At 53.4% G+C, this 26,446-nt stretch carries 32 protein-coding genes and 4 pseudogenes; 9 read left to right on the forward strand and 27 right to left on the reverse strand.

Annotation, left to right across the window (positions count from 1 at the left end):
• Positions 1 to 206: 206 nt before the first annotated feature.
• The 13 genes from NMD08_RS26545 to NMD08_RS26605 all read right to left on the reverse strand — a co-directional run bounded on the left by NMD08_RS26545 (position 207) and on the right by NMD08_RS26605 (position 6,932).
• Positions 207 to 812 carry a hypothetical protein gene (locus tag NMD08_RS26545; protein WP_000137794.1) on the reverse strand — a complete coding sequence of 202 codons (606 nt, stop codon included), beginning with the start codon at positions 810 to 812 and terminating at the stop codon, positions 207 to 209.
• Between the two features lie 216 nt (positions 813 to 1,028).
• Positions 1,029 to 1,310: a hypothetical protein gene (locus NMD08_RS26550; RefSeq protein WP_000703842.1), complete on the reverse strand. Its 282-nt coding sequence runs from the start codon at positions 1,308 to 1,310 to the stop codon at positions 1,029 to 1,031.
• Positions 1,311 to 1,455: 145 nt separating this feature from the next.
• On the reverse strand, positions 1,456 to 1,632 hold the full coding sequence (locus NMD08_RS26555) for a hypothetical protein (protein ID WP_000802040.1): 177 nt from the start codon (positions 1,630 to 1,632) through the stop codon (positions 1,456 to 1,458).
• 53 nt (positions 1,633 to 1,685) lie between these two features.
• A complete protein-coding gene (locus tag NMD08_RS26560; RefSeq protein ID WP_000633161.1) occupies positions 1,686 to 1,997 on the reverse strand; it encodes a hypothetical protein in 312 nt (103 codons plus the stop codon).
• 222 nt (positions 1,998 to 2,219) lie between these two features.
• Positions 2,220 to 2,420 carry a hypothetical protein gene (locus tag NMD08_RS26565; RefSeq protein ID WP_000814953.1) on the reverse strand — a complete coding sequence of 67 codons (201 nt, stop codon included), beginning with the start codon at positions 2,418 to 2,420 and terminating at the stop codon, positions 2,220 to 2,222.
• Positions 2,421 to 2,459: 39 nt separating this feature from the next.
• The gene (locus tag NMD08_RS26570; protein WP_000551490.1) at positions 2,460 to 2,684 is read right to left on the reverse strand and encodes a hypothetical protein; all 225 of its coding nucleotides are present in this window, start codon (positions 2,682 to 2,684) and stop codon (positions 2,460 to 2,462) included.
• 54 nt (positions 2,685 to 2,738) lie between these two features.
• Entirely contained in the window at positions 2,739 to 2,942 is a 204-nt protein-coding gene (locus NMD08_RS26575) for a hypothetical protein (RefSeq protein ID WP_000781547.1), read from the reverse strand.
• Between the two features lie 552 nt (positions 2,943 to 3,494).
• Complete coding sequence (locus NMD08_RS26580; RefSeq protein ID WP_001371932.1) at positions 3,495 to 3,986, reverse strand: DUF3085 domain-containing protein; 492 nt, start codon at positions 3,984 to 3,986, stop codon at positions 3,495 to 3,497.
• Between the two features lie 4 nt (positions 3,987 to 3,990).
• Positions 3,991 to 4,302 carry a DUF957 domain-containing protein gene (locus NMD08_RS26585; RefSeq protein ID WP_001165367.1) on the reverse strand — a complete coding sequence of 104 codons (312 nt, stop codon included), beginning with the start codon at positions 4,300 to 4,302 and terminating at the stop codon, positions 3,991 to 3,993.
• A gap of 516 nt (positions 4,303 to 4,818) precedes the next feature.
• Positions 4,819 to 5,139 (reverse strand): hypothetical protein, encoded by a 321-nt coding sequence (locus NMD08_RS26590; RefSeq protein ID WP_000071366.1) that lies wholly within the window; start codon positions 5,137 to 5,139, stop codon positions 4,819 to 4,821.
• Between the two features lie 178 nt (positions 5,140 to 5,317).
• A complete protein-coding gene (locus tag NMD08_RS26595) occupies positions 5,318 to 5,545 on the reverse strand; it encodes a hypothetical protein (protein ID WP_000336109.1) in 228 nt (75 codons plus the stop codon).
• Positions 5,546 to 5,719: 174 nt separating this feature from the next.
• Positions 5,720 to 6,613, reverse strand: coding sequence for a hypothetical protein (locus NMD08_RS26600; protein ID WP_000252081.1), 894 nt, complete (start codon positions 6,611 to 6,613; stop codon positions 5,720 to 5,722).
• A complete protein-coding gene (locus tag NMD08_RS26605; protein WP_004248813.1) occupies positions 6,603 to 6,932 on the reverse strand; it encodes a toxic anion resistance protein in 330 nt (109 codons plus the stop codon). The genes NMD08_RS26600 and NMD08_RS26605 overlap by 11 nt, the downstream gene beginning before the upstream one ends.
• Between NMD08_RS26605 and NMD08_RS26610 the strand changes: the two genes are divergently transcribed.
• A complete protein-coding gene (locus tag NMD08_RS26610) occupies positions 6,923 to 7,627 on the forward strand; it encodes an IS6-like element IS26 family transposase (protein WP_001067855.1) in 705 nt (234 codons plus the stop codon). The two genes, NMD08_RS26605 and NMD08_RS26610, sit on opposite strands and share 10 nt — an antisense overlap.
• Before the next feature lie 45 nt (positions 7,628 to 7,672).
• Here NMD08_RS26610 and NMD08_RS26615 read toward each other — a convergent pair.
• From NMD08_RS26615 to tet(D), 3 genes and pseudogenes are all read right to left on the reverse strand, one after another.
• Positions 7,673 to 8,095: pseudogene (locus NMD08_RS26615) on the reverse strand (alpha/beta hydrolase-fold protein); the annotation flags it as partial.
• 21 nt (positions 8,096 to 8,116) lie between these two features.
• Entirely contained in the window at positions 8,117 to 9,226 is a 1,110-nt protein-coding gene (locus tag NMD08_RS26620) for an S-(hydroxymethyl)glutathione dehydrogenase/class III alcohol dehydrogenase (protein WP_000842134.1), read from the reverse strand.
• A 94-nt stretch (positions 9,227 to 9,320) separates the two neighbouring features.
• Entirely contained in the window at positions 9,321 to 10,505 is a 1,185-nt protein-coding gene (gene tet(D) / locus NMD08_RS26625; protein WP_001039466.1) for a tetracycline efflux MFS transporter Tet(D), read from the reverse strand.
• Positions 10,506 to 10,600: 95 nt separating this feature from the next.
• Between tet(D) and tetR(D) the strand changes: the two genes are divergently transcribed.
• Positions 10,601 to 11,257 (forward strand): tetracycline resistance transcriptional repressor TetR(D), encoded by a 657-nt coding sequence (gene tetR(D) / locus NMD08_RS26630; protein ID WP_000113282.1) that lies wholly within the window; start codon positions 10,601 to 10,603, stop codon positions 11,255 to 11,257.
• 11 nt (positions 11,258 to 11,268) lie between these two features.
• Positions 11,269 to 11,973, forward strand: coding sequence for an IS6-like element IS26 family transposase (locus NMD08_RS26635; protein ID WP_001067855.1), 705 nt, complete (start codon positions 11,269 to 11,271; stop codon positions 11,971 to 11,973).
• A gap of 143 nt (positions 11,974 to 12,116) precedes the next feature.
• Here NMD08_RS26635 and NMD08_RS26640 read toward each other — a convergent pair whose 3' ends face one another.
• Both NMD08_RS26640 and NMD08_RS26645 read right to left on the reverse strand, forming a co-directional pair.
• On the reverse strand, positions 12,117 to 12,758 hold the full coding sequence (locus NMD08_RS26640; protein ID WP_001011939.1) for a type A-2 chloramphenicol O-acetyltransferase CatII: 642 nt from the start codon (positions 12,756 to 12,758) through the stop codon (positions 12,117 to 12,119).
• A gap of 149 nt (positions 12,759 to 12,907) precedes the next feature.
• Positions 12,908 to 13,408 (reverse strand): hypothetical protein, encoded by a 501-nt coding sequence (locus NMD08_RS26645; protein ID WP_001239317.1) that lies wholly within the window; start codon positions 13,406 to 13,408, stop codon positions 12,908 to 12,910.
• A gap of 79 nt (positions 13,409 to 13,487) precedes the next feature.
• Here NMD08_RS26645 and NMD08_RS26650 point away from each other — a divergent pair, with 79 nt between their 5' ends.
• From NMD08_RS26650 to NMD08_RS26670, 5 genes are all read left to right on the forward strand, one after another.
• Positions 13,488 to 14,192 (forward strand): IS6-like element IS26 family transposase, encoded by a 705-nt coding sequence (locus NMD08_RS26650; protein WP_001067855.1) that lies wholly within the window; start codon positions 13,488 to 13,490, stop codon positions 14,190 to 14,192.
• A 5-nt stretch (positions 14,193 to 14,197) separates the two neighbouring features.
• Complete coding sequence (locus tag NMD08_RS26655; protein ID WP_001044210.1) at positions 14,198 to 14,338, forward strand: hypothetical protein; 141 nt, start codon at positions 14,198 to 14,200, stop codon at positions 14,336 to 14,338.
• 485 nt (positions 14,339 to 14,823) lie between these two features.
• On the forward strand, positions 14,824 to 15,561 hold the full coding sequence (locus NMD08_RS26660; RefSeq protein WP_001446887.1) for a recombinase family protein: 738 nt from the start codon (positions 14,824 to 14,826) through the stop codon (positions 15,559 to 15,561).
• The gene (locus tag NMD08_RS26665) at positions 15,558 to 15,782 is read left to right on the forward strand and encodes a hypothetical protein (RefSeq protein ID WP_000743213.1); all 225 of its coding nucleotides are present in this window, start codon (positions 15,558 to 15,560) and stop codon (positions 15,780 to 15,782) included. The genes NMD08_RS26660 and NMD08_RS26665 overlap by 4 nt, the downstream gene beginning before the upstream one ends.
• Before the next feature lie 210 nt (positions 15,783 to 15,992).
• The gene (locus tag NMD08_RS26670) at positions 15,993 to 17,486 is read left to right on the forward strand and encodes an IS91-like element ISVsa3 family transposase (protein WP_001120888.1); all 1,494 of its coding nucleotides are present in this window, start codon (positions 15,993 to 15,995) and stop codon (positions 17,484 to 17,486) included.
• A 235-nt stretch (positions 17,487 to 17,721) separates the two neighbouring features.
• Here NMD08_RS26670 and glmM read toward each other — a convergent pair.
• Both glmM and sul2 read right to left on the reverse strand, forming a co-directional pair.
• Positions 17,722 to 17,964: pseudogene (glmM, locus tag NMD08_RS26675) on the reverse strand (phosphoglucosamine mutase); the annotation flags it as partial.
• 86 nt (positions 17,965 to 18,050) lie between these two features.
• Positions 18,051 to 18,866 (reverse strand): sulfonamide-resistant dihydropteroate synthase Sul2, encoded by an 816-nt coding sequence (gene sul2 / locus NMD08_RS26680; RefSeq protein ID WP_001043260.1) that lies wholly within the window; start codon positions 18,864 to 18,866, stop codon positions 18,051 to 18,053.
• A gap of 329 nt (positions 18,867 to 19,195) precedes the next feature.
• Here sul2 and NMD08_RS26685 point away from each other — a divergent pair.
• Positions 19,196 to 19,300: pseudogene (locus NMD08_RS26685) on the forward strand (Arm DNA-binding domain-containing protein); the annotation flags it as partial.
• Positions 19,301 to 19,553: 253 nt separating this feature from the next.
• Here the strand turns inward: NMD08_RS26685 and NMD08_RS26690 are convergent.
• The 7 genes and pseudogenes from NMD08_RS26690 to NMD08_RS26720 form a co-directional block, all read right to left on the reverse strand.
• Entirely contained in the window at positions 19,554 to 20,558 is a 1,005-nt protein-coding gene (locus NMD08_RS26690; protein WP_000427619.1) for an IS110-like element IS5075 family transposase, read from the reverse strand.
• A 78-nt stretch (positions 20,559 to 20,636) separates the two neighbouring features.
• Positions 20,637 to 23,603 (reverse strand): Tn3 family transposase, encoded by a 2,967-nt coding sequence (locus tag NMD08_RS26695; RefSeq protein WP_042863651.1) that lies wholly within the window; start codon positions 23,601 to 23,603, stop codon positions 20,637 to 20,639.
• 2 nt (positions 23,604 to 23,605) lie between these two features.
• Positions 23,606 to 23,671: pseudogene (locus tag NMD08_RS26700) on the reverse strand (helix-turn-helix domain-containing protein); the annotation flags it as partial.
• A gap of 52 nt (positions 23,672 to 23,723) precedes the next feature.
• Entirely contained in the window at positions 23,724 to 24,428 is a 705-nt protein-coding gene (locus NMD08_RS26705) for an IS6-like element IS26 family transposase (protein ID WP_001067855.1), read from the reverse strand.
• A 75-nt stretch (positions 24,429 to 24,503) separates the two neighbouring features.
• Positions 24,504 to 25,004, reverse strand: coding sequence for a GNAT family N-acetyltransferase (locus NMD08_RS26710; protein WP_000376623.1), 501 nt, complete (start codon positions 25,002 to 25,004; stop codon positions 24,504 to 24,506).
• 127 nt (positions 25,005 to 25,131) lie between these two features.
• Positions 25,132 to 25,971: a sulfonamide-resistant dihydropteroate synthase Sul1 gene (gene sul1 / locus NMD08_RS26715; protein WP_000259031.1), complete on the reverse strand. Its 840-nt coding sequence runs from the start codon at positions 25,969 to 25,971 to the stop codon at positions 25,132 to 25,134.
• A complete protein-coding gene (locus NMD08_RS26720) occupies positions 25,965 to 26,312 on the reverse strand; it encodes a quaternary ammonium compound efflux SMR transporter QacE delta 1 (protein WP_000679427.1) in 348 nt (115 codons plus the stop codon). Before NMD08_RS26720 ends, sul1 begins: the two co-directional genes overlap by 7 nt.
• Between the last annotated feature and the right edge of the window lie 134 nt (positions 26,313 to 26,446).

Genomic DNA, 26,446 nt, shown 5'->3' on the forward strand with positions numbered 1-26,446 from the left:
CAGCACCAGCGTTATTATACCACCCTGCCCTGATCAGCCAAACACCCCGCCTACATAAATTACTGATTTTTCATTTATTTGACATGATTCACTTCCGGTTGTCGGCGAAAGTCATTTTATACTAAAGAAAAGGGTAACGGGCAGCTGCTGGGTCGGAACATACAGTGCAGTTCCTGCCCGTTTAATTTCCGGATGCAATGGTAGGATCAGGAGGCACTGCTTCCGTTGATTAGGGAAATCTTATGTGCCTGAATACGGCTGTATTCGAGATGGGATGCAATATTACAGATGCGCTCCAGTCGATCATGCAGCCTCGTGTAGGTCAGTCGATGAATACCGGACATTTCATCAAGTAGCCAGCGCTTGATGTAAGGGTTACAGGAAAGCCGGGCAAGATCGTCGTCATCCACTTCGTCAAAGAACCAGTACTGCTCCATCGGGACTACCTGAAATATCCACGGCCGGGGATAGTCCCCTGTGACAACCAAAAACCATGCAAGAAAGCATAGACACAGCTCAACGACCATAAGCATCGAAAATTGCGAATAACTTAGACCGGGCACATAGGGTGAACTATCCGCAACATACCCCCTGAGCAATTCCGCCACAAGGTAGCCCAATAGCGTCAAGGCCAGCATCAGGGTCAGGATTAATCCCCCATTAAACGCTACCGAAGCCTTTTGAACCCGATCAGGTGCTGTCCGGCTGCGATAGTTGGTCACTACTCTTTCTACAAGTGCCCTTATGGCAGCCTGTTCTTTACTGACATCAGCTCCGGAAAAACCGGACGGGCTTTTATTTAATTCAGTCATACCCCACTCCTGTTATGTGCTCTACTTAACAAACACGTAGATCATACAGAGCTCACGGACGCACTCCTGCCAGATAAAGGAGGGAATTTGGCTGTAAGACGGTTAGCCAACAGTTCAGGTTATGCGTGGGATCCGCCCAGTCAGAAAGGATTCCGTTAATAACAGGCAAGGTTAAAGGCAGATGGACGGTGAAATTGTGGGTGCTAAAAGGGGGTATTACTCTTTTTCCTGCATAGCGGTTTTTTCAGCCCGGGTGGCCAGACGAACATTTCCGAAAGGCTCACGGACAAGCAGTGGCTTCTCCTTCTTCCAGCCCCTGATAGCCGTTTCTCCAAACCGACGTGGTGCATTGCCGTTCCAGCGAGCAATCACATGGTTATCATGAATTTCAATAATGACAACGGGGTGGACAATGACCGTTGAAATGGTGGTATTTCCCATTTTGGTACGGGTTACAGACCAAACCTGCATCCCGGATTCCAGCTGGCTGATTTTCATATTATATCCTTAAGCCATCACGAACTGCGCCACAAACAATTAATGTGGCGCAATTTACCATAAACAATAAACATCAGATACCCGTGAAAAGATTTCCCTTTATTTTAAAATTCTTCTGGAGAAAAAATGATATTTCCAGAAGAGGTCAGCGAAATTCAGAAACGGCCATCACAATGGTGCTGCGCTGACGCTGGCGTTCTGCCTTGCGCTGCCTGCGGCGATAGATCTGTTTTGCGCTGACGTAAGGGCAGTCCTCACGGGTATACCAGCAGCAGCCGCAAGGTTCGGGCCGGGGTTTTCCGGCAAGTCCAAATGGTTTCATCAAGTCACCTTTTTAATGTTTTTAATGGAAAGATACTTACCTAACCCATTGTTTTATAGGAAATAACGTTGTTGCATAAACAGATACAGATAACCCTCAGGAGAAAACATGCAAAGGTTATCAGTGATAACCGCGTCCAGATACCGAGTGTCAGTCTGTAAACGTTTTATCACCAGAAAATGTGCTGCCGCAGCCTTAATGCCAGAACTACCGTTTACAACATTATGTATACCCGCTTTGAATAACGAACGAGCATGAATTACCTTTTCCCGGGCCGCTTCGATCTCAGCATTAATAACGCATTGCCGCGCCTGGATGACTGCCTCTCCGGTTAAATCGCGGAAATTCATTAGAGATGTGATCATGATTGACTCTCCAGATTATGTGGAATCATTATAACAACTGGCACCACGCCACAAATAACCTGAGATAAATTCTTTGAAATATTCCTATATATAAGGAATTACAGTCGGAAAAGAAACAATGAAATAGCGCCGACCGCTTAAAATCGATAAATTAAAATGGACGGCACTGGAATGAAAAACTGAAAGTAGTAAGACCGTAATTATCCTTCACGGATGTAAGCTTTAAAAGAGGAGTACTGGCAAAGCTTTGCCAAGTACTTCGGCGGTTGTGTCTACGATTTTACGGATGTCATCGATCTGCGAAGGCTTATTCAACACCACCGTAAAAAGCTCTCCTTCGTTATCAGCCTGCTCGCAGTTTCCGTATCGGCTCCCGTCGTACAGCTGCACAATACGTGACATAGAAGACTTTGTTTGTTTCATGGCTTTGCACCTGCTTTTAGGCAGTTTGGTTACTGGTTATCAGAAGCTGGTTTCATGCGCTTCCGGCTGGGACACGAACTGGTATTTGACGCCGCCAGGCACACCTACTGCTTCGGCAATAGAGTCGCAAAGCCGCGATAAATCATTTAGTGTCATCGGATATTCAATATCTACTGAATATAAAGCACCTGCATTTTCAGCATCTTCGATGTTTTTATACTGGGCACTAAATATAGCAATGGTCTGAATTTCGTGGTTATGCATGAACCGGTCCTTATTAAATTATAAAAGCCACCCGAGAGTGGCCTGAGTGGAAACTTAAATCTGTGAAGTATATTTGAGAGATTTTTTGCGATCCAGATGCCGGGCAACAATGGTTCCGATAACAAGTAGCGTGATGACCGCACTGAAGAAGGTGCTGTCAGGGACGCCCTGGAAAAAATCACTGAAACTGTAAACAATAAAAATCAATGCGCAAAAATAGAAAACGATACGAACATAAGGGGTAAAAAACATTTTCATCGGTTGCCTTCCATTCAGGGAGAATTCTCAGTAATTACATCACACCTGAAGAGAAACTATTTTCGTATAAATGAGCATTTTCGACATATCAGAGGGGGGTTTTACTCATAAATGAGGTAGTAAGGGTCACACTTGAGATGAAAGTTACTTTCCTGGCTGCGAACGAACTATCTCAAATGTTAGAGGTGTGCGTTCGCCTTAAGAGCTTCATGCCCTGAGGAGCTCAACTTGAGCCGATAGTATAAACCTGGCTCCAGATGCCTTACTGGCTGGCATAACTCCACGAGGCCCAGCCGGAACAGGACCGGAGAGCTCCTGCACGTCACATCATCAGGATTCCCCATAAACGTACGCCGTTCTCTGGCCCGTCTGAAATTGCCAGAGATATCATAGATCGTGCCGGATGCCATCCGTCTTAACACGTAAATCTGCGCCCTTGTAAGCTTCTGGGCGGAACTGCTTAAACCTGACATACCTTCCCGGCCTTATATAAAACAATCCGCCAGCAGCTCGACTGGCGGACAATGTTTGACTGGAAACAGCAAGGACATACTATTTGCTGACAAGTTTGATATTGGTTTCACTCATTCGAAGTCGAAACTCCTGAAAACCCTGCTCTACCGCTAACTCCAGCCACTCAACGGGAATGGTATAGCTACAATCAGACCCACCCAAAGCGGCATCACAAGCGTAATCCCAGTCCTCATCCAGTTTTGGATTCATCCCCTGGGCGTAAGCCACAGTATCGCGGGATGCGGGAGAGCCCTCAAGCTCAGCATTAGTGATCAGGTATACACCATGACTGTGCGCGAGAAGCACTTTTGGCACCAGATGTGTGCTGGCAATTTTTGAGGATGAGGGAAAGAAAACCCTACCAGCTTTACGCGCCTCTTCTTCAGTCTGTCCCTCAGCGTTAAGGAGGGCTCCCCCCGGATAGCATGCCGGGTCATAGATCTGATCTGGGGTGACCGAAAACGTTTTTGCGGTGCGAATTTCTTCGATCAGTTTATTGATATCTGCCATTTCAAATACGAGAGTGGTCACAGGCTTACTCTCCCTCTTCAGTGGACAACATCAGATACTTTGTTGCCAGCAGAAGCTCTCCCACATCCTTGAGGGACAATTCAGCTTTGCCTTCTACGGCAAGCTGCAAGCGCTGTCGAATTGCATGAACAGAATCTGAAGATAAAGATGCCATTTTGCGCAAAACGGCATTAGCCTTTTCTACAGCAGGATACAGAATTTCTGAGTTGGTATTATCTTCGTCATTATCAAAGATAATTTCAGAATCCATATTGATGTTATCTTCAAGCCAGCTTGAAAGCACTTCAAGTAATGACATCACCTTTTCAATTTGCATATCGCCTCCTCTGTTAACATGAAACAAATATAACAAAGTGGCTTACCCGGCTAATAACCTGAGCAGAAAGTTTTCGAACTTAGTTTGAAAACAAGTTTTCTGCTCAGGTTAATGTTAAAGTCGCTGGGTAAAAGATAAAAGGCACTGAAGATGATTTAAGCATCAAACAGACTAAATAGGATTCCGTCTTTTATAACGCTTTTAAAATAGAATGAATGAAATATAAATTTTGCGTTTAAGAATGAACGCTGTAGAGGATGATTTATCCTGTGATATGCAGTTTGTGGCCTTTAAAAAGGCTTTATTATGGACTTGAATTGCAAAGAGAGCACCGACATTTTTCTGGGGGCTCCCGCAGAGAAAAAGCTGTGAGGTTATGAAGACGTATAGGAGGTATTCGGCGAAATACTGTATGGCCACAGGAGAGCTTCAGCACCCATATCCTGCCGCCTCGCTCGCCTGTGGTGATTTCAATATGTTCTACGTCATACCACGTAGTTGTATTTCTCACTTTGTTTATGCTTCCTGACACCGCGTGAACGCAATCTTCGTCTGGATGCGTTCATAGATGGAAAACTGCCTTTCAATGGAATCGGCATTAGACAGTAATTCATGAAGCTCAGCAGAATCTGTATCAGGAACGATAGCGACAGAAACTCCATATTTACGCCCAGTTCTGATCAGGTGCGCAAGTTTTTCCTTCTCTGATTCTGTGAGCATTGCCAGATCCCTTCCGGATACCTGCTCGATAAATGGACCAAGGTTTTTCGGAAAAAAGGGTTCGGCATCAGAATTATGTACCGGGAGCGTTTGCGGCTTATCGAAGCTATTGGACATGAAAAGAACCTTTATAGTTAGAGAGGTGGAGACTGAATGCGTAGCCCATTAAAATTAGTAGTGCCACACTCGAATGCTAATCATACTTTATGATGGCTATGGTAGGAATGGCCGTCAACTTAAACCGCCAGAAGCGAGCCATTCACCGTTAAAGTAACTTTCCCGTATGATGTTCTTTTTATGGAATGAGTTGTTCACACTCCTCTTTAAGAGCCGCCCTGGAACGAGATCGACAGACTTTGCTTAATGAAGAGCGTAATTGATGTTCATCAACCCCATCAGCGACAAACTGACCAATTTTCTTTTCAAGACGCTGCATTGCCTCATAAAGCTTGGCATCAGTATTATTTTTAAGAAACCTCAGTATATAATCAGCAATAATTTGAACAGGAGTAAAGTTACACATCATGTATCCTTAATAAGTTGTGTAAAAATAAAACCATAAAAAACATAATCAGAAGTAGATTATTATACTTGAGTAAGCTTTTCAGCTAACAAGCTGGAGAAGCAGATTCCGGTAAATTACTACATATTTGATAAAAGTTACTGAATAAAAAAGCCCAGCGTACCGGGCTTTCATTCAATTTGATTCTAAGAATCTGACTCGCCGCCTGATTTTTATACCAAGAAGAGCGAACAAAACGCCAACGAATGCGACGGGACTACCTACTTTAAGACAATTAACCGACGCTTTTGAAAAGGTATGTGATTTAGACATACGTTTTTGCTCATAACGAATCGCAAGTGGTGAGACGGATTTATCTAAAGCTGTCTTTTCCAATGCATAACGAACTTTCACGGGAATATTTGACTGTAATACACCAGACATATACGCCCTAACAACATTCTGTGTTAACTTCACATCTGGCTTGCCGAGTTTTATATGTAGTTGCGCCTTTAAATAGTTTACAGATACCTCTTCGCCTGAGGGCCAATTACTATCATTTAAATATGCGACAAGTTTATCGTATTTTTCATGTTTTACATATTTCTTGATAACCTTTACAGTCGAAGCTGAAGTGGCATCAGTCTCTTCCGAACCTAAAGCAGATGTAAAAACTGACAAGCCGATAAGAAAAGCGCCAGCAATTAGAAGCATCGGGAATATCTCACCTATTTCCTCCCCCTTTAAAATTTTAAAGGCAGTTGAAGAAACTACTAATAGCCCCATAATCCCTAATAGCAACTTAGAATATGTAGTTAGGAAGCCTCCAAATGCATCGCCAAAATCCGAAACCACTAACTTATCTTCACCTTCAGATGAATTGAAGAATGACAAGGGCACATCAATATCAAAGTCCAGAACTGAAGGTGAGAGGTGTAATGACAGCAACCACAAGCAAAGACCAAAAATCATTATCAGCAGGCCCGCACCAAATATCGCGAAACCTGAATTTCTAATCTTTATAGACCGGTGAAAAAGAAATGACAGTTCACGGGAAAAATCGTCACTACTCTTAAGGTTACGCACCATGATCTACCCCTTTTTGTGTCAGTCGGGTGCGCAAATTCTCACGCATGGCAAGAACCTGTTTTTCTGTTTCCCTGAGCTTAATAGCCCCTTCTCTCTGGATTTTAACAACATCGCCAACCGTCTGGATAAGCGTATCCTGCACCTCTTTAAGGGTGCTTATATCAATAACCAGCCGTTGGTTTGCTTTCATAGTTTCTACTGCATTGCGATGCAGTAATTTTGCATTACTACGGAGTAACTCATTGTGGCACTGTTGCAAATAGTCGGTGGTGATAAACTTATCATCCCCTTTTGCTGATGGAGCTGCACATGAACCCATTCAAAGGCCGGCATTTTCAGCGTGACATCATTCTGTGGGCCGTACGCTGGTACTGCAAATACGGCATCAGTTACCGTGAGCTGCAGGAGATGCTGGCTGAACGCGGAGTGAATGTCGATCACTCCACGATTTACCGCTGGGTTCAGCGTTATGCGCCTGAAATGGAAAAACGGCTGCGCTGGTACTGGCGTAACCCTTCCGATCTTTGCCCGTGGCACATGGATGAAACCTACGTGAAGGTCAATGGCCGCTGGGCGTATCTGTACCGGGCCGTCGACAGCCGGGGCCGCACTGTCGATTTTTATCTCTCCTCCCGTCGTAACAGCAAAGCTGCATACCGGTTTCTGGGTAAAATCCTCAACAACGTGAAGAAGTGGCAGATCCCGCGATTCATCAACACGGATAAAGCGCCCGCCTATGGTCGCGCGCTTGCTCTGCTCAAACGCGAAGGCCGGTGCCCGTCTGACGTTGAACACCGACAGATTAAGTACCGGAACAACGTGATTGAATGCGATCATGGCAAACTGAAACGGATAATCGGCGCCACGCTGGGATTTAAATCCATGAAGACGGCTTACGCCACCATCAAAGGTATTGAGGTGATGCGTGCACTACGCAAAGGCCAGGCCTCAGCATTTTATTATGGTGATCCCCTGGGCGAAATGCGCCTGGTAAGCAGAGTTTTTGAAATGTAAGGCCTTTGAATAAGACAAAAGGCTGCCTCATCGCTAACTTTGCAACAGTGCCCGTTTTTCCGATGTGCCGAAATGCCCGCTTACCAGGGTGTGCAGCTCATTCAGAATATAATCATACATCTGATAATGCGCTTTCCACGGCTCCTGTGTGGCATTGACATAAAACCCGGCACCCTGGCCGAGATCGTACTCTTTATCATCCGCCACCTGACTGCCGCGCGGACTGGTATCCGGCGCGACAATCACCAGGCCGTGTTCCGCTGCGTAACGCTGTGCCCCGGCTTTGGTGATAAAATTCTGCTCGTTGCAGGTCAGCCCGGAAAGCCAGTACAGCACAGGACATTTCTCTGTTTTTGCCTGCGGCGGCAGAAACACGGAAAAAGTCATCGGCGTGCCGGTCACCGCAGAGTGGTGACGCCAGACTTCCTGGCTGCCGCCGAAACAGACGTGATGTTCAATCCGTTCCATAGTATCTCCCTGAATACGTTATCAGTAATGAATGACTGTGCGGATGGATTTGCCGTCGTGCATCAAATCAAAAGCTTCATTGATTTTATCCAGTTCCATGGTGTGCGTGACAAACGGCGCCAGCTCGATTTTGCCGCTCATGGCATCTTCCACCATTCCCGGCAACTGGGTACGCCCTTTCACGCCGCCGAACGCCGTGCCTTTCCAGACCCGGCCGGTCACCAGCTGGAACGGACGGGTTGAAATCTCTTTTCCGGCACCCGCCACCCCGATAATTACCGACTGCCCCCAGCCACGGTGCGCACTTTCCAGCGCCGACCGCATCACATTGACATTGCCGATACATTCAAAGGTATGATCCACACCCCATTTGGTCATTTCGACCAGCACCTGCTGAACAGGTTTGTCATAATCATTGGGATTAATGCAGTCTGTGGCGCCGAACTGTTTTGCCAGCTCAAACTTGGATGGATTGGTATCGATGGCAAAGATGCGCCCCGCTTTTGCCTGACGTGCGCCCTGCACCACGGCCAGCCCGATACCGCCGAGGCCGAATACCGCCACAGAATCCCCTTCCTGTACCTTCGCGGTATTGTGTACCGCGCCGATCCCGGTGGTCACGCCGCAGCCGAGCAGGCAAACCTGCTCCGCATTGGCCTGCGGATTGATTTTCGCCAGTGATACTTCCGCCACAACGGTATATTCGCTGAATGTCGAGCAGCCCATATAGTGATAGAGCGGCTGACCGTTATACGAAAAACGGCTGGTGCCGTCCGGCATCACGCCTTTGCCCTGGGTTTCGCGGACGGCAACACAGAGGTTGGTTTTACCGGAGGTACAGAAATCACACTCGCCGCACTCGGCGGTGTACAGCGGGATCACATGGTCGCCCGGTTTCACACTGGTCACGCCCTCACCGACCTCAACCACCACCCCGGCACCTTCATGGCCGAGCACCACCGGGAACAGACCTTCCGGATCATCACCGGAAAGCGTGTAGGCATCGGTATGGCATACCCCGGTGTGACTGATTTTCACCAGCACTTCACCTTTCTTCGGCGGTGCCACATCAATTTCAACAATTTCAAGGGGTAAACCCGGCCCGAAGGCGACTGCTGCGCGTGATTTCATAACGGTTCCTCTGTGTCTGAGGCTTATCATGGCAGGCGATAAGCACGAATGCCGTCCACCATACCGCACAACAGCGCTGCCTGTATAGCGCCGGTCAGCAGGTGGCCGCCACCGGTGCCGGTTTTCTGATCAGCAGACAGATTGCCAGCAGCAGACCGTACAGTGCCGTGCCAATCAGCCACACCGTACCGTCCGCACTCTGCTGTGTCTGACTGAAAATAAAAGCAAACAGCAGCGGGCCCGCCACGCCGGTCAGATTGGTCAGGCTGACCAGCACACCCTGTAGTTTTCCCTGATTTGCCGCCGATGCCCCGGCAGAGATAATGCCCTGCAATGCAGGCAGTGCAATTCCGCCGCCTGCCAGCAGGATCAGGACCGGATACACCATCCATCCGGAAGTGATAGCAGACATCAGTAAAAACGCGGTGGCATCGGCAATAAATCCGGCGAAAATAATGGTTTTCTCACTCAGCCGTTTTGCCAGCGCCCCGGCAACCACCGCCTGAAACAGTGCATGCATCGCCCCGAGTCCCGCCAGTGAAAAACCGACCGCCGCGCTGTCCCAGGCAAAGCGGCTCTCCGTAAACAATACCCAGACAGTGGCCGGGATCTGCCCGATAAGCTGCGCGGTAAAAAAGACAAACAGCAACAGCGCCAGAGGTTTAAGCAGTGTGATAAAGCTGATACCTGCGCTTTCTTGTTTCTGCTCCGCCGGTTTTTCTTCTGTCTGTACCGCCGGTTTAAAGATAAAAAAGACCATCAGAAAGGTGCAGGCATTCAGTATTGCCGCAATGACAAACGGCAGATGCGGTGAGATATCCCCCGCCAGTCCGCCGATAGCCGGCCCGGCAATCAGCCCGGCACCAAAGGCCGCACCGAGACGGCCGAACCAGGCGGTACGCTCGCTGACCGCCGTGCTGTCCGCCACTACCGAAGCCGCAACCGCGCCGGTGGCACCAGTGATCCCGGAGATAATCCGCCCGAGATACAACATCCACAGCACATTGGACAGTGCCAGCAGTGTGTAATCAAACGCGGCACCCGCCAGGGATAACAGCAGCACCGGTCTGCGCCCCAGCTTATCTGACCATCTGCCCAGCAGCGGAGCAAAACAGACCTGCATCACCGCATACAGCGCCAGCAGAATGCCGTAATGGTTTGCCACATCCGCTTCCGGGAGATATTCCCGCAGCAGTGACGGTAATACCGGCATGATCAGACCAATTCCCATCGCGTCCAGCAGTGTAATCACCAGCGCGATGACAGCGGGTTTATTCATTTTTCAGATCCTGTGTTAATTCCCTATCATTGATAGAGTTGGAATATATCTCTATCAATGATAGAGTGTCAATCTGAAAATCGGAGGAGACGGTCATGGCACGGCTGAACAGAGAATCGGTTATTGATGCGGCACTGGAACTGCTGAATGAGACAGGGATTGACGGGCTGACGACCCGCAAGCTGGCGCAGAAGCTGGGAATAGAACAGCCGACACTTTACTGGCATGTGAAAAATAAACGGGCGTTACTGGATGCGCTGGCGGTGGAGATCCTGGCGCGTCATCATGATTATTCACTGCCTGCGGCGGGGGAATCCTGGCAGTCATTTCTGCGCAATAATGCAATGAGTTTCCGCCGGGCGCTGCTGCGTTACCGTGACGGGGCAAAAGTGCACCTCGGCACCCGCCCTGATGAAAAACAGTATGATACGGTGGAAACCCAGTTACGCTTTATGACAGAAAACGGCTTTTCACTGCGCGACGGGTTATATGCGATTTCAGCGGTCAGTCATTTTACCCTTGGTGCCGTACTGGAGCAGCAGGAGCATACTGCCGCCCTGACCGACCGCCCTGCAGCACCGGACGAAAACCTGCCGCCGCTATTGCGGGAAGCGCTGCAGATTATGGACAGTGATGATGGTGAGCAGGCCTTTCTGCATGGCCTGGAGAGCCTGATCCGGGGGTTTGAGGTGCAGCTTACGGCACTGTTGCAAATAGTCGGTGGTGATAAACTTATCATCCCCTTTTGCTGATGGAGCTGCACATGAACCCATTCAAAGGCCGGCATTTTCAGCGTGACATCATTCTGTGGGCCGTACGCTGGTACTGCAAATACGGCATCAGTTACCGTGAGCTGCAGGAGATGCTGGCTGAACGCGGAGTGAATGTCGATCACTCCACGATTTACCGCTGGGTTCAGCGTTATGCGCCTGAAATGGAAAAACGGCTGCGCTGGTACTGGCGTAACCCTTCCGATCTTTGCCCGTGGCACATGGATGAAACCTACGTGAAGGTCAATGGCCGCTGGGCGTATCTGTACCGGGCCGTCGACAGCCGGGGCCGCACTGTCGATTTTTATCTCTCCTCCCGTCGTAACAGCAAAGCTGCATACCGGTTTCTGGGTAAAATCCTCAACAACGTGAAGAAGTGGCAGATCCCGCGATTCATCAACACGGATAAAGCGCCCGCCTATGGTCGCGCGCTTGCTCTGCTCAAACGCGAAGGCCGGTGCCCGTCTGACGTTGAACACCGACAGATTAAGTACCGGAACAACGTGATTGAATGCGATCATGGCAAACTGAAACGGATAATCGGCGCCACGCTGGGATTTAAATCCATGAAGACGGCTTACGCCACCATCAAAGGTATTGAGGTGATGCGTGCACTACGCAAAGGCCAGGCCTCAGCATTTTATTATGGTGATCCCCTGGGCGAAATGCGCCTGGTAAGCAGAGTTTTTGAAATGTAAGGCCTTTGAATAAGACAAAAGGCTGCCTCATCGCTAACTTTGCAACAGTGCCTTCTGAAACGAAATTACAGATTACGGTTAAAATATAAAAAAAAGCCACCAATCCTGCCGGATACGGTGGCTTAAATACAGAATTAATTAATTTATTTCAGTATGTTATCACACATCAGCTGAAGTGTATTGATAAACCTTGCTGCATGAAAACCATCACAGACTGCATGATGAACCTGTACAGAAACAGGTAATAGTACGCGGTCACCTTCCTGCTGAAACTTTGCCATTGTAAAAACCGGGGAAAAATAATCATCATTTCCGGTGATATTCAGATTAAATCCGTCAAAACTCACCCAGGGTAACGATGATATATTCAGGTGATTCTCCGGTAAATTTCCCTGCGGAAACAACCTGGTATCATGCTGATATTCTGCTGTTACCGCGTTATAACCCGCCATAAACTCACTGAGATCCGGAAAATAACGGCAGGACAGTGCGGAGAATGTTTCGGTTTCTTTATGAAAGACAGTAAAGACCGGGTCTGACTGTTCCCAGTAAATCAGTTCATTATCTTTCATTGCCATCCGGAACTCCGGAAACTGATTAACAGCCCGGGAGATCAGGTAAATCATCAGCGGATAAAACTTATAACCGGTTTTCGCCAGTGCAGTACGCAAAGCGGTAATATCGAGTTTGGTGGTCAGGCTGAATCCGCATTTAATCTGCTGACGATAAAGGGCAAAATGTTCCCTGCGATTCCAGGTATTCAGGTCAATCCGGGTAAAATTCATGGTTATTCCTTCTGATTAATAGTGAAAAATATTAATAATCAGAAGGCAGTCTGGTTGTCTCAATGGGTAACATTCCGTCCTCCGTAAGCTGTCTGGTATTCAGTAATAATACCCGATACGGGCTTAATCTGTATTAAGCCCGGTTTTATTTATTCCGGCCACTCATCCGCAAATACATAGCGGATCAGTTCTGCGGATTCACGGGGCGGTGCTCTCAGCACATCCGCCATTAAATCAATTTCCATCTGACAGGTTTGCAGCTTGTCTTCCGCCAGCACATACGGATCATCCGTCAGGAAACTATCGCCGTATTTATCCACCGACCCCTGTATTTGTGCCGAAAATAATGACTGAATTTCATCAGCGGAATAATGCGCAACCGGAGCCCCTTCACCGGCTGAATTCACCAGATCCAGCAACGCTCTGTTACCGATAATAAAGTCACGGTACCCGGCGGAAGCCTTTTTCATATCCGGCGGGCCAGACACTTCCGGATGCAGCACACGAAAGCAGAAGTCACCGGAGGTATCCTGCGCCAGTGCTTTCTGCAAAAATTCCAGCCGCATTTTCCCGTAATTAATCACCGCGTCATCCCCCGCGAGATAAAGCAGTTTTTTAATATTTTCGGTGGCCCACTGTTGCAGGCGCATATAGTACTCTAAACAGGGCACTGTTGCAAATAGTCGGTGGTGATAAACTTATCATCCCCTTTTGCTGATGGAGCTGCACATGAACCCATTCAAAGGCCGGCATTTTCAGCGTGACATCATTCTGTGGGCCGTACGCTGGTACTGCAAATACGGCATCAGTTACCGTGAGCTGCAGGAGATGCTGGCTGAACGCGGAGTGAATGTCGATCACTCCACGATTTACCGCTGGGTTCAGCGTTATGCGCCTGAAATGGAAAAACGGCTGCGCTGGTACTGGCGTAACCCTTCCGATCTTTGCCCGTGGCACATGGATGAAACCTACGTGAAGGTCAATGGCCGCTGGGCGTATCTGTACCGGGCCGTCGACAGCCGGGGCCGCACTGTCGATTTTTATCTCTCCTCCCGTCGTAACAGCAAAGCTGCATACCGGTTTCTGGGTAAAATCCTCAACAACGTGAAGAAGTGGCAGATCCCGCGATTCATCAACACGGATAAAGCGCCCGCCTATGGTCGCGCGCTTGCTCTGCTCAAACGCGAAGGCCGGTGCCCGTCTGACGTTGAACACCGACAGATTAAGTACCGGAACAACGTGATTGAATGCGATCATGGCAAACTGAAACGGATAATCGGCGCCACGCTGGGATTTAAATCCATGAAGACGGCTTACGCCACCATCAAAGGTATTGAGGTGATGCGTGCACTACGCAAAGGCCAGGCCTCAGCATTTTATTATGGTGATCCCCTGGGCGAAATGCGCCTGGTAAGCAGAGTTTTTGAAATGTAAGGCCTTTGAATAAGACAAAAGGCTGCCTCATCGCTAACTTTGCAACAGTGCCGCGCGACGAGCAGCAGCACCAGGAGCAGAAGCACGTCGAGAAAAAGCAACAGCAGATCGAGCAGCGCCCACGGCGGGCCGCTCGCATCGGATAAGTCGAAAAATCCGGCTAAAGTGGCCGAGCTGCACATCAGGCCGCGCGGTTTTCCTCCCTGATCGCCGGCGCGGTTTCTTCCTCCCTGAACCGCATGCAGACTTGCCGCCTCGGACACCCCGAGGCGGTTTTTTTTCGCCTCGCTCGAGCATCGCCGCATCCGACGATGCCGAGACGACCAGGCCGCGCACGTCGAGCTGCAGCATCGCCATTGCCGACGATGGCACCAGGTCGCCGGCGGTGGCCACCGACCTCGAGCTCGCATCGCCACATCCGACGATGCGCGCCGGCGTCGACCATCGCCAGGTCTGACGATGGCGGCCGCCCTGCCCTGGATCTCGCATCGCCATTTCTGGCGATGAGATCCACGGAGCGGCCATTTAGACCCGCCAATAACGACCCGGCCAAGATAAATCGCATGACGGCCTTTTTGGCCGGGGGTAGCATGACCGGACACTTTGCGTATGCCCAAAGGAGCCCGCAAGTATGCGCAGGACGAAGCCAGTAGCCGCGCCGATGGTGGCGCGGGTCTATCTGCGCGTCAGCACCGACGCGCAGGACTTGGAACGCCAAGAGGCGATCACTACGGCCGCGAAGGCCGCCGGCTACTACGTCGCCGGCATCTACCGTGAGAAGGCATCCGGCGCACGCGCCGACCGGCCTGAGCTGCTGCGCATGATCGGCGACCTACAGCCCGGCGAGGTGGTCATTGCCGAGAAGATCGACCGCATCAGCCGCCTACCTTTGCCCGAGGCCGAGCGCCTGGTGGCCTCGATACAGGCCAAAGGCGCAAGCCTGGCCGTCCCTGGCGTGGTCGATCTATCCGACCTGGCGGCCGAGGCCCAGGGCGTCGCCAAGATCGTGCTGGAAGCCGTGCAGATCATGCTTTTTCGCCTGGCCTTGCAGATGGCCCGCGACGACTACGAGGACAGGCGCGAACGCCAGCGCCAAGGCATTGAGTTGGCCCGCCAGGCCGGGCGGTACAAGGGCCGCCGTGCTGATCCGAAGCGCCGCGCCCAAGTTGTCGCGCTGCGCAAGTCCGGCTACAGCATCAACAAGACCGCCGAGCTGGCCGGGTACAGTGCGGCCCAGGTGAAACGGATATGGGCCGAGGTCAGCCAGGCCGAAGCGAAGCAGCACGGCGCGTTCGTGGAGGACGCATTGACGGAAGCCGATGCCCTGGCCGCTGTCGGCCAGGATGAGCGCCAGGAGGAAAGGGCATGAAGAAGCCGAACCAAGACGACGAGCCGTTTTTCATCACCGAGGAGATTGCGGCCGAAATGATCGCCGGCGGCTATGAGTTCGAGCTGCCGCCCATTCCTTGCACCATCCGCCTACGCGACGTGCTGGAGCGCATGACCGATGCTGAGCTAGCATTGCAGCCGGGCGAGATCGCCGACCAGGAGCGTGAACGCTGCCGGCGCAAGCCGTGTTCAACCTCATGATCTGGTCATGGTATTTTTCATGGCACTGAGCCTGATAGTTCTTGCAAATTGTTGTCACTAAAGGGTTTTGTGTGCTTGTTTACAATCGAGTGGGAGTGACGGGCACTGGCTGGCAATGTCTAGCAACGGCAGGCATTTCGGCTGAGGGTAAAAGAACTTTCCGCTAAGCGATAGACTGTATGTAAACACAGTATTGCAAGGACGCGGAACATGCCTCATGTGGCGGCCAGGACGGCCAGCCGGGATCGGGATACTGGTCGTTACCAGAGCCACCGACCCGAGCAAACCCTTCTCTATCAGATCGTTGACGAGTATTACCCGGCATTCGCTGCGCTTATGGCAGAGCAGGGAAAGGAATTGCCGGGCTATGTGCAACGGGAATTTGAAGAATTTCTCCAATGCGGGCGGCTGGAGCATGGCTTTCTACGGGTTCGCTGCGAGTCTTGCCACGCCGAGCACCTGGTCGCTTTCAGCTGTAAGCGTCGCGGTTTCTGCCCGAGCTGTGGGGCGCGGCGGATGGCCGAAAGTGCCGCCTTGCTGGTTGATGAAGTACTGCCTGAACAACCCATGCGTCAGTGGGTGTTGAGCTTCCCGTTTCAGCTGCGTTTCCTGTTTGCCAGCCGGCCCGAGATCATGGGGTGGGTGCTGGGCATCGTTTACCGCGTCATTGCCACGCACCTGGTCAAGAAAGCGGGCCATACCCACCAAGTGGCCAAGACGGGCGCGGTCACCCTGATCCAGCGTTTTGGATCGGCGCTCAATCTGAATGTTCACTTCCACATGCTGTTTCTCGACGGTGTGTATGTCGAGCAATCCCACGGCTCAGCGCGTTTCCGCTGGGTCAAGGCGCCGACCAGCCCAGAGCTCACCCAGCTGACGCACACCATCGCCCACCGGGTGGGTCGCTATCTGGAACGGCAAGGCCTGCTGGAACGGGATGTCGAAAACAGCTATCTGGCCTCGGATGCGGTGGATGACGACCCGATGACACCCCTGCTGGGGCACTCGATCACTTACCGTATCGCTGTCGGTTCACAGGCGGGGCGAAAGGTGTTCACTTTGCAAACTCTGCCGACCAGTGGTGATCCGTTCGGTGACGGGATTGGCAAGGTAGCCGGGTCCAGCCTGCACGCCGGCGTGGCGGCCAGGGCCGATGAACGCAAGAAGCTCGAACGGCTGTGCCGGTACATCAGCCGCCCGGCGGTATCCGAGAAGCGGCTGTCGTTAACACGAGGCGGCAACGTGCGCTACCAGCTCAAGACGCCGTACCGGGACGGCACCACGCACGTCATTTTCGAACCATTGGATTTCATTGCAAGGCTGGCCGCCCTGGTACCGAAGCCCAGAGTCAACCTAACCCGCTTCCACGGGGTGTTCGCACCCAACAGTCGGCACCGGGCGTTGGTCACGCCGGCAAAACGGGGCAGGGGCAACAAGGTCAGGGTGGCTGATGAACCGGCAACACCAGCACAACGGCGAGCGTCGATGACATGGGCGCAACGGCTCAAGCGTGTTTTCAATATCGACATCGAGACCTGCAGCGGCTGCGGCGGCGCCATGAAAGTCATCGCCTGCATTGAAGACCCTATAGTGATCAAGCAGATCCTTGATCACCTGAAGCACAAAGCCGAAACCAGCGGGACCAGGGCGTTACCCGAAAGCCGGGCGCCACCGGCTGAGCTGCTCCTGGGTCTGTTTGACTGACGAGCCTGAAGGCCAACGATACCAATCAAAATGCTGCGTTCACAGCGCCGCGGCAGGGATCCGCCGTGCTGGTTGTCGGAAAAGGAGCCGCTAGTGGGAAAGAGGAGGGTAAATTTTCAGCGTTGCTGGCTCCCCGTCAGCCGGATTGGGTTGCATCGCAGGGGTGTCGAAAGAGTCAACTGCGGTCCAAAGCTGTTGGACTTGGGTGAAAAGGGCGTTTATTCTTCCTATACGTTGTCGGCAGCGGGCCAAAAAGGAATACGTCCATGCCCATCGAGGTGAAACCGGCTGTGAGCGCGGGTTCAAGCATATAGCCCGACAGGCGCGTATCCTTGCCGATCACGACACGATGGCGGTGGTCACCGCGACGAAAGACACGGCCAGCCGCCATGCCGACGCGCAAGGCGGTTTCCGCCGTCATCGCGCCTTCGTTGGCTTTGCCACGAATACCGTCTGTGCCGAAATATTTGCGCACCATAAGGTCGATTATCCTGTCGTCGGGTCGCCCTCAAAGGGGACATGCCTGCTGAACCGCGAATATAGAGAAATATCCCGAATGTGCAGTTAACGAATTCTTGCGGTTTCTTTCAGCGCCGCCAATACCGCCAGCCCGTCGCGCAAGGGGCGCGGCTCGTGTGTGCGGATGAAGTCAGCTCCACCTGCGGCGGCGGCAAGCTCTGCAGCGAGTGTCGCGGCCCCGACATCCCCCGGACCACGGCCTGTGAGCGCGCGCAGAAAGGATTTGCGCGAAACAGACAGAAGCACCGGCAAATCGAAGCGCAGCCGCAATTCATCGAACCGCGCCAGCACCGAGAGCGAGGTTTCGGGAGCAGCCCCCAGAAAAAACCCCATGCCGGGATCAAGGACAAGGCGGTTGCGTTTGATACCGGCACCCGTCAGCGCCGCGATGCGCGCGTCAAAGAACGCCGCAATGTGATCCATGATGTCGCCAGCGGGTGCCTCGCGCCGATCTGCCTGCCCGTCTTGCACCGAATGCATAACGACGAGTTTGGCAGATGATTTCGCCAATTGCGGATAGAACGCAGCGTCTGGAAAACCGCGAATATCATTGAGATAGGCCACACCACGCGACAAGGCATAGGCTTGCGTCGCGGGTTGATAACTGTCGAGCGAGACGGGAATGCCATCTGCCTTGAGCGCGTCCAGCACCGGCGCGATACGCGCGATTTCTGTGTCGGACGAAACAGGCGCGGCGTCGGGATTGCTGGATGCCGGACCGAGGTCGATCACATCTGCCCCCTCGGCCATCAGCTTACGCGCCTGCGCAATGGCTGCGTCTGGCGCCAGATACCGGCCTCCATCGGAGAAACTGTCCGAGGTTATGTTGACGATGCCGAAAATGATGAGCGATTTATTCATGGGGGCTTCTATAATAATAATAATCGAGCATGAGTCTCATACGGATGCTCGGGTCGAAAGGGAATCCCCAGGCGAGTAACCTGTTTGCGGTGATCCATTAGCTGCAGGAGCAGAATAGCATACATCTGGAAGCAAAGCCAGGAAAGCGGCCTATGGAGCTGTGCGGCAGCGCTCAGTAGGCAATTTTTCAAAATATTGTTAAGCCTTTTCTGAGCATGGTATTTTTCATGGTATTACCAATTAGCAGGAAAATAAGCCATTGAATATAAAAGATAAAAATGTCTTGTTTACAATAGAGTGGGTATCGGAGACGAAGAAGGACAAGGTACATGCTGACCGATACCAAGCTGCGCAATCTCAAGCCCAGGGACAAACTCTACAAAGTGAATGACCGGGAAGGTCTCTATGTGGGGGTCGCCTCAGAAAACGGAATCTATGGTCACTCCCGTTTTTGCAACACCGATTTTGACGACAAGTTGGCTTGCTTGAATCTATCCTGCGTCTGAATGGGATTTTATTCCCGCGCCTCGATGAGTTCCGCGCCTGATGAACCTCCAGAAAATATACGGCTTCAATGAGCCTTTCCGTTTTACAGGTTCCTCAACAGGCCGGTGGGCCGTTAGTATCATCAATATCAGTATTCGCAAAACCAGATGAATGATTGTTTAAACTGGTGTATTTCTGCCTTTATGCTTCGTAAGTTTGCTGTCGCGCCGTCAGTGCCCAGGCTATTCTGGCCAGCTTGTTTGCCAGAGCACAGGTGACGACAAAGTTGCTTTTCCGACACAACAACTCCCTGACCCAGTCGGCCAACTTGCCAGACTGGTGTTCCAGTTTTTGTATGAATACCCTGGCACACTGAACCAACAAAGTTCGGATCTTTTTGTTGCCCCGCTTGCTAATCCCTAACAATGTCGTCCGACCTCCCGTGCTGTACTGTCGGGGTACCAGCCCTGTTGCCGCCGCAAAGTCACGGCTGCTGGCGTACTGCTTCCCGTCGCCAATCTCAGTTGAAATAGTACTGGCAGTCAGCGTTCCAACGCAGGGAATACTCAGCAAGCGCTGTCCAACCTCATCTTCGTCCAACTTTCGTTTCAACTGAGATTCCAGATCTTTAATCTGCTCAACAAGATAGTGATAATGCTGTTGTAATTTCAGCAGTAACTGGCTGAGATAAAGAGGCAAACTACTGTCCTCAAGAAGGGTACTCAGTCGACTAATAACGGCAGCACCTCGCGGAACGCTGATACCAAATTCCAGCAGAAAAGCATGCATCTGATTAGTTGTTTTCACCTTATCCTGAACCAGGGATTCACGGACACGATGCAGAGCTCGCATTGCCTGCTGAGATTCGGTTCTGGGCTGCACGAAACGCATAGATGGACGTGATGCTGCTTCACAGATAGCTTCAGCATCAACGAAGTCATTTTTGTTGCTTTTAACGAATGGGCGGACAAATTGCGGTGATATCAGCTTTGGAAAATGCCCTAACTCTTCCAGCTTGCGTGCCATAAAGTGAGAACCGCCACAGGCTTCCATCGCGATGGTTGTTGCCGGGCATGTCGCCAGAAATTCGATTAGCTTTGGTCGGGTGAATTTTTTACGGTAAACGGCCTTCCCACGATGATCCTGACAATGAATATGGAAAGAGTTCTTACCCAGATCGATACCAATAAGCGCAATGTTTTCCATGATGGTTCTCCGAATGAAAGCCTGTCCTCAGCATAGTACTGGGAAGGAGGGAGTGACCATCTCATTAAATAAAGCACGCTAAGCCGGTTGCAGCGGTCGTAGCGGCCTGAACTTGCCCGCGCCGATCTTGGCGCTGCTGCGCCAGAGGTAATCGCCGGTGAGGTTGATGTGCTCCCAACCGAGCGGCGACAGGTACTGCAACAGCGCGTCATCAATGGCATGGCCGTTGCCACGCAGCGCGTGCGCAGCCCGTTCCAGATAGACCGTGTTCCACAACACGACGGCAGCCGTTACCAGATTGAGGCCGCTAGCCCGGTAGCGCTGCTGCTCGAAACTGCGGTCGCGGATTTCACCCAGGCGGTTGAAAAACACTGCCCTGGCCAGCGCATTGCGCGCCTCGCCCTTGTTCAGGCCGGCATGCACGCGGCGGCGCAGTTCCACGCTTTGCAGCCAGTCCAGGATGAACAGCGTGCGCTCGATGCGGCCCAGCTCGCGGAGCGCCACGGCCAGGCCGTTCTGGCGTGGGTAGCTGCCGAGCTTTCGGAGCATCAGGGAGGCCGTCACCGTGCCCTGCTTGATCGAGGTGGCCAGCCGCAGGATTTCGTCCCAATGGGCGCGGACGTGCTTGATGTTGAGCGTGCCGCCGATCATGGGTTTCAGCGCGTCATAGGCGGCGTCGCCCTTCGGGATGTAGAGCTTGGTGTCGCCCAGGTCGCGGATGCGCGGCGCGAAGCGGAAGCCCAGGAGGTGCATCAGGGCGAAGACGTGATCGGTGAAGCCCGCCGTGTCGGTGTAATGCTCCTCGATCCGCAAGTCGGACTCGTGGTACAGCAGGCCGTCGAGCACGTAGGTCGAATCGCGCACGCCGACGTTCACGACCTTGGTGTGAAATGGCGCGTACTGGTCAGAAATGTGGGTGTAGAACGTCCGCCCTGGGCTGCTCCCGTATTTCGGGTTGATGTGGCCGGTGCTCTCGGCCTTGCTGCCGGTGCGGAAGTTCTGGCCGTCCGACGATGAGGTGGTGCCGTCGCCCCAGTGCTCGGCGAAGGGATGGCGGAACTGTGCGTTGACCAGATCGGCCAGCGCCGCCCCGTAGGTTTCGTCGCGGATGTGCCAGGCTTGCAGCCAAGCCAGCTTGGCGTAGGTCGTGCCGGGGCAAGACTCCGCCATCTTGGTCAGGCCCAGGTTGATCGCGTCGGCGAGGATCGTGGTCAGCAACAGGTTCTTGTCTTTGGCCGGGTCGCCCGATTTCAGATGCGCGAAATGCCGAGTGAAGCCCGTCCATTCGTCCACCTCCAGCAGCAGTTCGGTGATCTTGACGTGCGGCAGGATCATTGCCGTCTGGTCGATCAGCGCTTGGGCGGTGTCGGGTACCGCCGCGTCGAGCGGCGTGATCTTCAAGCCTGACTCGGTGATGATGGCGTCCGGCAGCTCGTTGGCCGTCGCCATACGGTTGACGGTGGCAAGCTGTGTTTCCAGCAGCGTCAGCCGGTCGTTCAGGTACCGGTTGCAGTCGGTGGCCACGGCCAGCGGCAATTCGCTGGCCTGCTTGAGGCTGGCGAATTTCGCGGGCGGCACCAGGTAGTCCTCGAAGTCCTTGAACTGGCGCGACCCCTGCACCCAGATGTCGCCGGAACGCAACGCGTTCTTCATCTCCGACAGCGCGCACAGTTCGTAGTAGCGCCGGTCGATGCCGGTGTCGGTCATGACCAGCTTCTGCCAGCGCGGCTTGATGAACTCGGTCGGCGCGTCGGCGGGCACCTTGCGGGCGTTGTCGCTGTTCATGCCGCGCAGCACCTCGATGGCGTCGAGCACGTCCTTCGCGGCGGGAGCGGCCCGCAGCTTGAGCACGGCAAGGAATTCCGGCGCGTAGCGGCGCAGCGTGGCGTAGCTTTCGCCGATGCGGTGCAGGAAATCGAAGTCCTCGGGCTGCGCAAGCTTCTGCGCTTCGGTGACGCTCTCGGCGAAGGCATCCCAGGACATGACGGCCTCGATGGCGGCGAACGGATCGCGGCCCGCCTGCTTGGCCTCGATCAGCGCCTGGCCGATGCGGCCGAACAGCCGCACCTTGGCGTTGATCGCCTTGCCGGACGCCTGGAATTGCTGCTGATGCTTGTTCTTGGCGGCGTTGAACAGCTTGCCCAGGATGCGGTCGTGCAGGTCGATGATTTCGTCGGTGACGGTGGCCATGCCCTCGATGGCAAGCGCCACCAGGGTGGCATAGCGTCGCTGCGCCTCGAACTTGGCCAGGTCGGCGGGCGTCATCTGGCCACCCTCACGGGCGATCTTGAGCAGGCGGTTCTGGTGCACCGACCGCTCGATGCCAGAAGGCAGGTCGAGCGCCTGCCACGCTTTGAGGCGTTCGATGTGTTCCAGCATGTGCCGCGAATTCGGTTTGACGGGCGATTGGCGCAGCCAGGCCAGCCAGGTCGTTTTGCCGTTGTCCCGACGCTTGAGCAGATCGTCGAGGCGGCGGCGATGCGCGTCCGACAGCGGTTCGGCCAAGGCATCGTAGATGCGCCGGTTGGCGCGGGTGATTGCTTCGGCGCTCGCCCGCTCGACGGCGTTGAGGGCAGGCAGAATGACCGACTGCTGCCGCAGGTGCTCGATCAAGGTGCTGGCCAGCACGATGCCCTTGTCGGTCTGCAAGGCCATCTCGGTCAGCAACTGGACGGCCTGCCGGTAGTGGCCCATGGTAAAGGGCTGGAAGCCGAACACCGTTTGCAGTTCGACCAGGTGCTCGCGCCGGGTCTGCTCCCGCTGCCCGTATTCGTCCCAGCTTTCGACGCTGACCTTGAGCTGGTCGGCGACCAGTTTCAACAAGGGCGGAAACGGCGGCTCATCGACGCCCAGGATGACACCAGGAAAGCGCAGGTAACAGAGCTGCACGGCGAAGCCCAGCCGGTTGGCCGGGCCGCGCCGCTGCCGGATGATGGAGAGGTCGGTTTCGCTGAACGTGTAGTGACGGATCAACTCATCCTTGGTGTCCGGCAACGCCAGCAGGCTTTCGCGCTCGGCGGCGGACAGGATTGAACGACGTGGCATATTTACTGATCCGTTCTCAAGTATTGATACAGGGTTTCGCGACTGATTCCGAATTCACGAGCCAGCTTGGCACTGTTGCAAAGTTAGCGATGAGGCAGCCTTTTGTCTTATTCAAAGGCCTTACATTTCAAAAACTCTGCTTACCAGGCGCATTTCGCCCAGGGGATCACCATAATAAAATGCTGAGGCCTGGCCTTTGCGTAGTGCACGCATCACCTCAATACCTTTGATGGTGGCGTAAGCCGTCTTCATGGATTTAAATCCCAGCGTGGCGCCGATTATCCGTTTCAGTTTGCCATGATCGCATTCAATCACGTTGTTCCGGTACTTAATCTGTCGGTGTTCAACGTCAGACGGGCACCGGCCTTCGCGTTTGAGCAGAGCAAGCGCGCGACCATAGGCGGGCGCTTTATCCGTGTTGATGAATCGCGGGATCTGCCACTTCTTCACGTTGTTGAGGATTTTACCCAGAAACCGGTATGCAGCTTTGCTGTTACGACGGGAGGAGAGATAAAAATCGACAGTGCGGCCCCGGCTGTCGACGGCCCGGTACAGATACGCCCAGCGGCCATTGACCTTCACGTAGGTTTCATCCATGTGCCACGGGCAAAGATCGGAAGGGTTACGCCAGTACCAGCGCAGCCGTTTTTCCATTTCAGGCGCATAACGCTGAACCCAGCGGTAAATCGTGGAGTGATCGACATTCACTCCGCGTTCAGCCAGCATCTCCTGCAGCTCACGGTAACTGATGCCGTATTTGCAGTACCAGCGTACGGCCCACAGAATGATGTCACGCTGAAAATGCCGGCCTTTGAATGGGTTCATGTGCAGCTCCATCAGCAAAAGGGGATGATAAGTTTATCACCACCGACTATTTGCAACAGTGCCCCCGAACGGACGTTAGATTTCGAGTTCTAGGCGTTCTGCGATGAAGGTTGGATCCCAGCCGGGATTGAAAGTGTCGACGTGGGTGAATCCGAGCCGCTCGTATAGGCCACGCAGGTTCGGGTGGCAGTCGAGCCGCAGCTTGGCGCACCCCTGCGTTCGCGCGGCATGGCGGCAAGCCTCGATCAGCGCGGAGCTGACACCCCGGCCCGCATGTGTCCGTCGCACCGCGAGCTTGTGCAGATATGCGGCCTCCCCCTTGAGGGCGTCGGGCCAGAACTCGGGATCCTCGGCCGACAAGGTGCAACAGCCGACGATGCCGTCGCTGCAACTCGCGACTAGGAGCTCGGATCTCAGGACGAAGGTCTCCGCGAATGTCCGGTCGATCCGCGCGACGTCCCAGGCGGGCGTTCCCTTGGCGGACATCCACGCCGCAGCGTCGTGCATCAGCCGCACAACCTCGTCGATATCACCCGAGCAGGCGACCCGAACGTTCGGAGGCTCCTCGCTGTCCATTCGCTCCCCTGGCGCGGTATGAACCGCCGCCTCATAGTGCAGTTTGATCCTGACGAGCCCAGCATGTCTGCGCCCACCTTCGCGGAACCTGACCAGGGTCCGCTAGCGGGCGGCCGGAAGGTGAATGCTAGGCATGATCTAACCCTCGGTCTCTGGCGTCGCGACTGCGAAATTTCGCGAGGGTTTCCGAGAAGGTGATTGCGCTTCGCAGATCTCCAGGCGCGTGGGTGCGGACGTAGTCAGCGCCATTGCCGATCGCGTGAAGTTCCGCCGCAAGGCTCGCTGGACCCAGATCCTTTACAGGAAGGCCAACGGTGGCGCCCAAGAAGGATTTCCGCGACACCGAGACCAATAGCGGAAGCCCCAACGCCGACTTCAGCTTTTGAAGGTTCGACAGCACGTGCAGCGATGTTTCCGGTGCGGGGCTCAAGAAAAATCCCATCCCCGGATCGAGGATGAGCCGGTCGGCAGCGACCCCGCTCCGTCGCAAGGCGGAAACCCGCGCCTCGAAGAACCGCACAATCTCGTCGAGCGCGTCTTCGGGTCGAAGGTGACCGGTGCGGGTGGCGATGCCATCCCGCTGCGCTGAGTGCATAACCACCAGCCTGCAGTCCGCCTCAGCAATATCGGGATAGAGCGCAGGGTCAGGAAATCCTTGGATATCGTTCAGGTAGCCCACGCCGCGCTTGAGCGCATAGCGCTGGGTTTCCGGTTGGAAGCTGTCGATTGAAACACGGTGCATCTGATCGGACAGGGCGTCTAAGAGCGGCGCAATACGTCTGATCTCATCGGCCGGCGATACAGGCCTCGCGTCCGGATGGCTGGCGGCCGGTCCGACATCCACGACGTCTGATCCGACTCGCAGCATTTCGATCGCCGCGGTGACAGCGCCGGCGGGGTCTAGCCGCCGGCTCTCATCGAAGAAGGAGTCCTCGGTGAGATTCAGAATGCCGAACACCGTCACCATGGCGTCGGCCTCCGCAGCGACTTCCACGATGGGGATCGGGCGAGCAAAAAGGCAGCAATTATGAGCCCCATACCTACAAAGCCCCACGCATCAAGCTTTTGCCCATGAAGCAACCAGGCAATGGCTGTAATTATGACGACGCCGAGTCCCGACCAGACTGCATAAGCAACACCGACAGGGATGGATTTCAGAACCAGAGAAAGAAAATAAAATGCGATGCCATAACCGATTATGACAACGGCGGAAGGGGCAAGCTTAGTAAAGCCCTCGCTAGATTTTAATGCGGATGTTGCGATTACTTCGCCAACTATTGCGATAACAAGAAAAAGCCAGCCTTTCATGATATATCTCCCAATTTGTGTAGGGCTTATTATGCACGCTTAAAAATAATAAAAGCAGACTTGACCTGATAGTTTGGCTGTGAGCAATTATGTGCTTAGTGCATCTAACGCGCTGATCACCGGCGGTTGAAAAC

This window comes from Citrobacter meridianamericanus, assembly GCF_041320245.1.
In the GTDB taxonomy this organism is placed as follows: domain Bacteria; phylum Pseudomonadota; class Gammaproteobacteria; order Enterobacterales; family Enterobacteriaceae; genus Citrobacter; species Citrobacter meridianamericanus.

What these genes read in the sequence shown, in the direction of transcription:
- NMD08_RS26555 (WP_000802040.1), bottom strand. Translation starts at nt 1,632, where the DNA reads ATGAAACCATTTGGACTTGCCGGAAAACCCCGGCCCGAACCTTGCGGC.
- NMD08_RS26665 (WP_000743213.1), top strand. Translation starts at nt 15,558, where the DNA reads ATGAAGAAGCCGAACCAAGACGACGAGCCGTTTTTCATCACCGAGGAG.
- NMD08_RS26545 (WP_000137794.1), bottom strand. Translation starts at nt 812, where the DNA reads ATGACTGAATTAAATAAAAGCCCGTCCGGTTTTTCCGGAGCTGATGTC.
- NMD08_RS26690 (WP_000427619.1), bottom strand. Translation starts at nt 20,558, where the DNA reads ATGGAAAACATTGCGCTTATTGGTATCGATCTGGGTAAGAACTCTTTC.
- NMD08_RS26590 (WP_000071366.1), bottom strand. Translation starts at nt 5,139, where the DNA reads ATGTCCAATAGCTTCGATAAGCCGCAAACGCTCCCGGTACATAATTCT.
- sul2 (WP_001043260.1), bottom strand. Translation starts at nt 18,866, where the DNA reads ATGAATAAATCGCTCATCATTTTCGGCATCGTCAACATAACCTCGGAC.
- NMD08_RS26605 (WP_004248813.1), bottom strand. Translation starts at nt 6,932, where the DNA reads ATGGGTTCATGTGCAGCTCCATCAGCAAAAGGGGATGATAAGTTTATC.
- NMD08_RS26585 (WP_001165367.1), bottom strand. Translation starts at nt 4,302, where the DNA reads ATGCAAATTGAAAAGGTGATGTCATTACTTGAAGTGCTTTCAAGCTGG.
- NMD08_RS26600 (WP_000252081.1), bottom strand. Translation starts at nt 6,613, where the DNA reads ATGGTGCGTAACCTTAAGAGTAGTGACGATTTTTCCCGTGAACTGTCA.
- NMD08_RS26620 (WP_000842134.1), bottom strand. Translation starts at nt 9,226, where the DNA reads ATGAAATCACGCGCAGCAGTCGCCTTCGGGCCGGGTTTACCCCTTGAA.
- NMD08_RS26670 (WP_001120888.1), top strand. Translation starts at nt 15,993, where the DNA reads ATGCCTCATGTGGCGGCCAGGACGGCCAGCCGGGATCGGGATACTGGT.
- NMD08_RS26710 (WP_000376623.1), bottom strand. Translation starts at nt 25,004, where the DNA reads ATGGACAGCGAGGAGCCTCCGAACGTTCGGGTCGCCTGCTCGGGTGAT.
- sul1 (WP_000259031.1), bottom strand. Translation starts at nt 25,971, where the DNA reads ATGGTGACGGTGTTCGGCATTCTGAATCTCACCGAGGACTCCTTCTTC.
- NMD08_RS26550 (WP_000703842.1), bottom strand. Translation starts at nt 1,310, where the DNA reads ATGAAAATCAGCCAGCTGGAATCCGGGATGCAGGTTTGGTCTGTAACC.
- NMD08_RS26650 (WP_001067855.1), top strand. Translation starts at nt 13,488, where the DNA reads ATGAACCCATTCAAAGGCCGGCATTTTCAGCGTGACATCATTCTGTGG.
- NMD08_RS26635 (WP_001067855.1), top strand. Translation starts at nt 11,269, where the DNA reads ATGAACCCATTCAAAGGCCGGCATTTTCAGCGTGACATCATTCTGTGG.
- NMD08_RS26570 (WP_000551490.1), bottom strand. Translation starts at nt 2,684, where the DNA reads ATGCATAACCACGAAATTCAGACCATTGCTATATTTAGTGCCCAGTAT.
- NMD08_RS26565 (WP_000814953.1), bottom strand. Translation starts at nt 2,420, where the DNA reads ATGAAACAAACAAAGTCTTCTATGTCACGTATTGTGCAGCTGTACGAC.
- NMD08_RS26610 (WP_001067855.1), top strand. Translation starts at nt 6,923, where the DNA reads ATGAACCCATTCAAAGGCCGGCATTTTCAGCGTGACATCATTCTGTGG.
- NMD08_RS26640 (WP_001011939.1), bottom strand. Translation starts at nt 12,758, where the DNA reads ATGAATTTTACCCGGATTGACCTGAATACCTGGAATCGCAGGGAACAT.
- NMD08_RS26695 (WP_042863651.1), bottom strand. Translation starts at nt 23,603, where the DNA reads ATGCCACGTCGTTCAATCCTGTCCGCCGCCGAGCGCGAAAGCCTGCTG.
- NMD08_RS26560 (WP_000633161.1), bottom strand. Translation starts at nt 1,997, where the DNA reads ATGATCACATCTCTAATGAATTTCCGCGATTTAACCGGAGAGGCAGTC.
- NMD08_RS26645 (WP_001239317.1), bottom strand. Translation starts at nt 13,408, where the DNA reads ATGCGCCTGCAACAGTGGGCCACCGAAAATATTAAAAAACTGCTTTAT.
- NMD08_RS26575 (WP_000781547.1), bottom strand. Translation starts at nt 2,942, where the DNA reads ATGAAAATGTTTTTTACCCCTTATGTTCGTATCGTTTTCTATTTTTGC.
- NMD08_RS26705 (WP_001067855.1), bottom strand. Translation starts at nt 24,428, where the DNA reads ATGAACCCATTCAAAGGCCGGCATTTTCAGCGTGACATCATTCTGTGG.
- NMD08_RS26595 (WP_000336109.1), bottom strand. Translation starts at nt 5,545, where the DNA reads ATGTGTAACTTTACTCCTGTTCAAATTATTGCTGATTATATACTGAGG.
- NMD08_RS26720 (WP_000679427.1), bottom strand. Translation starts at nt 26,312, where the DNA reads ATGAAAGGCTGGCTTTTTCTTGTTATCGCAATAGTTGGCGAAGTAATC.
- NMD08_RS26660 (WP_001446887.1), top strand. Translation starts at nt 14,824, where the DNA reads ATGCGCAGGACGAAGCCAGTAGCCGCGCCGATGGTGGCGCGGGTCTAT.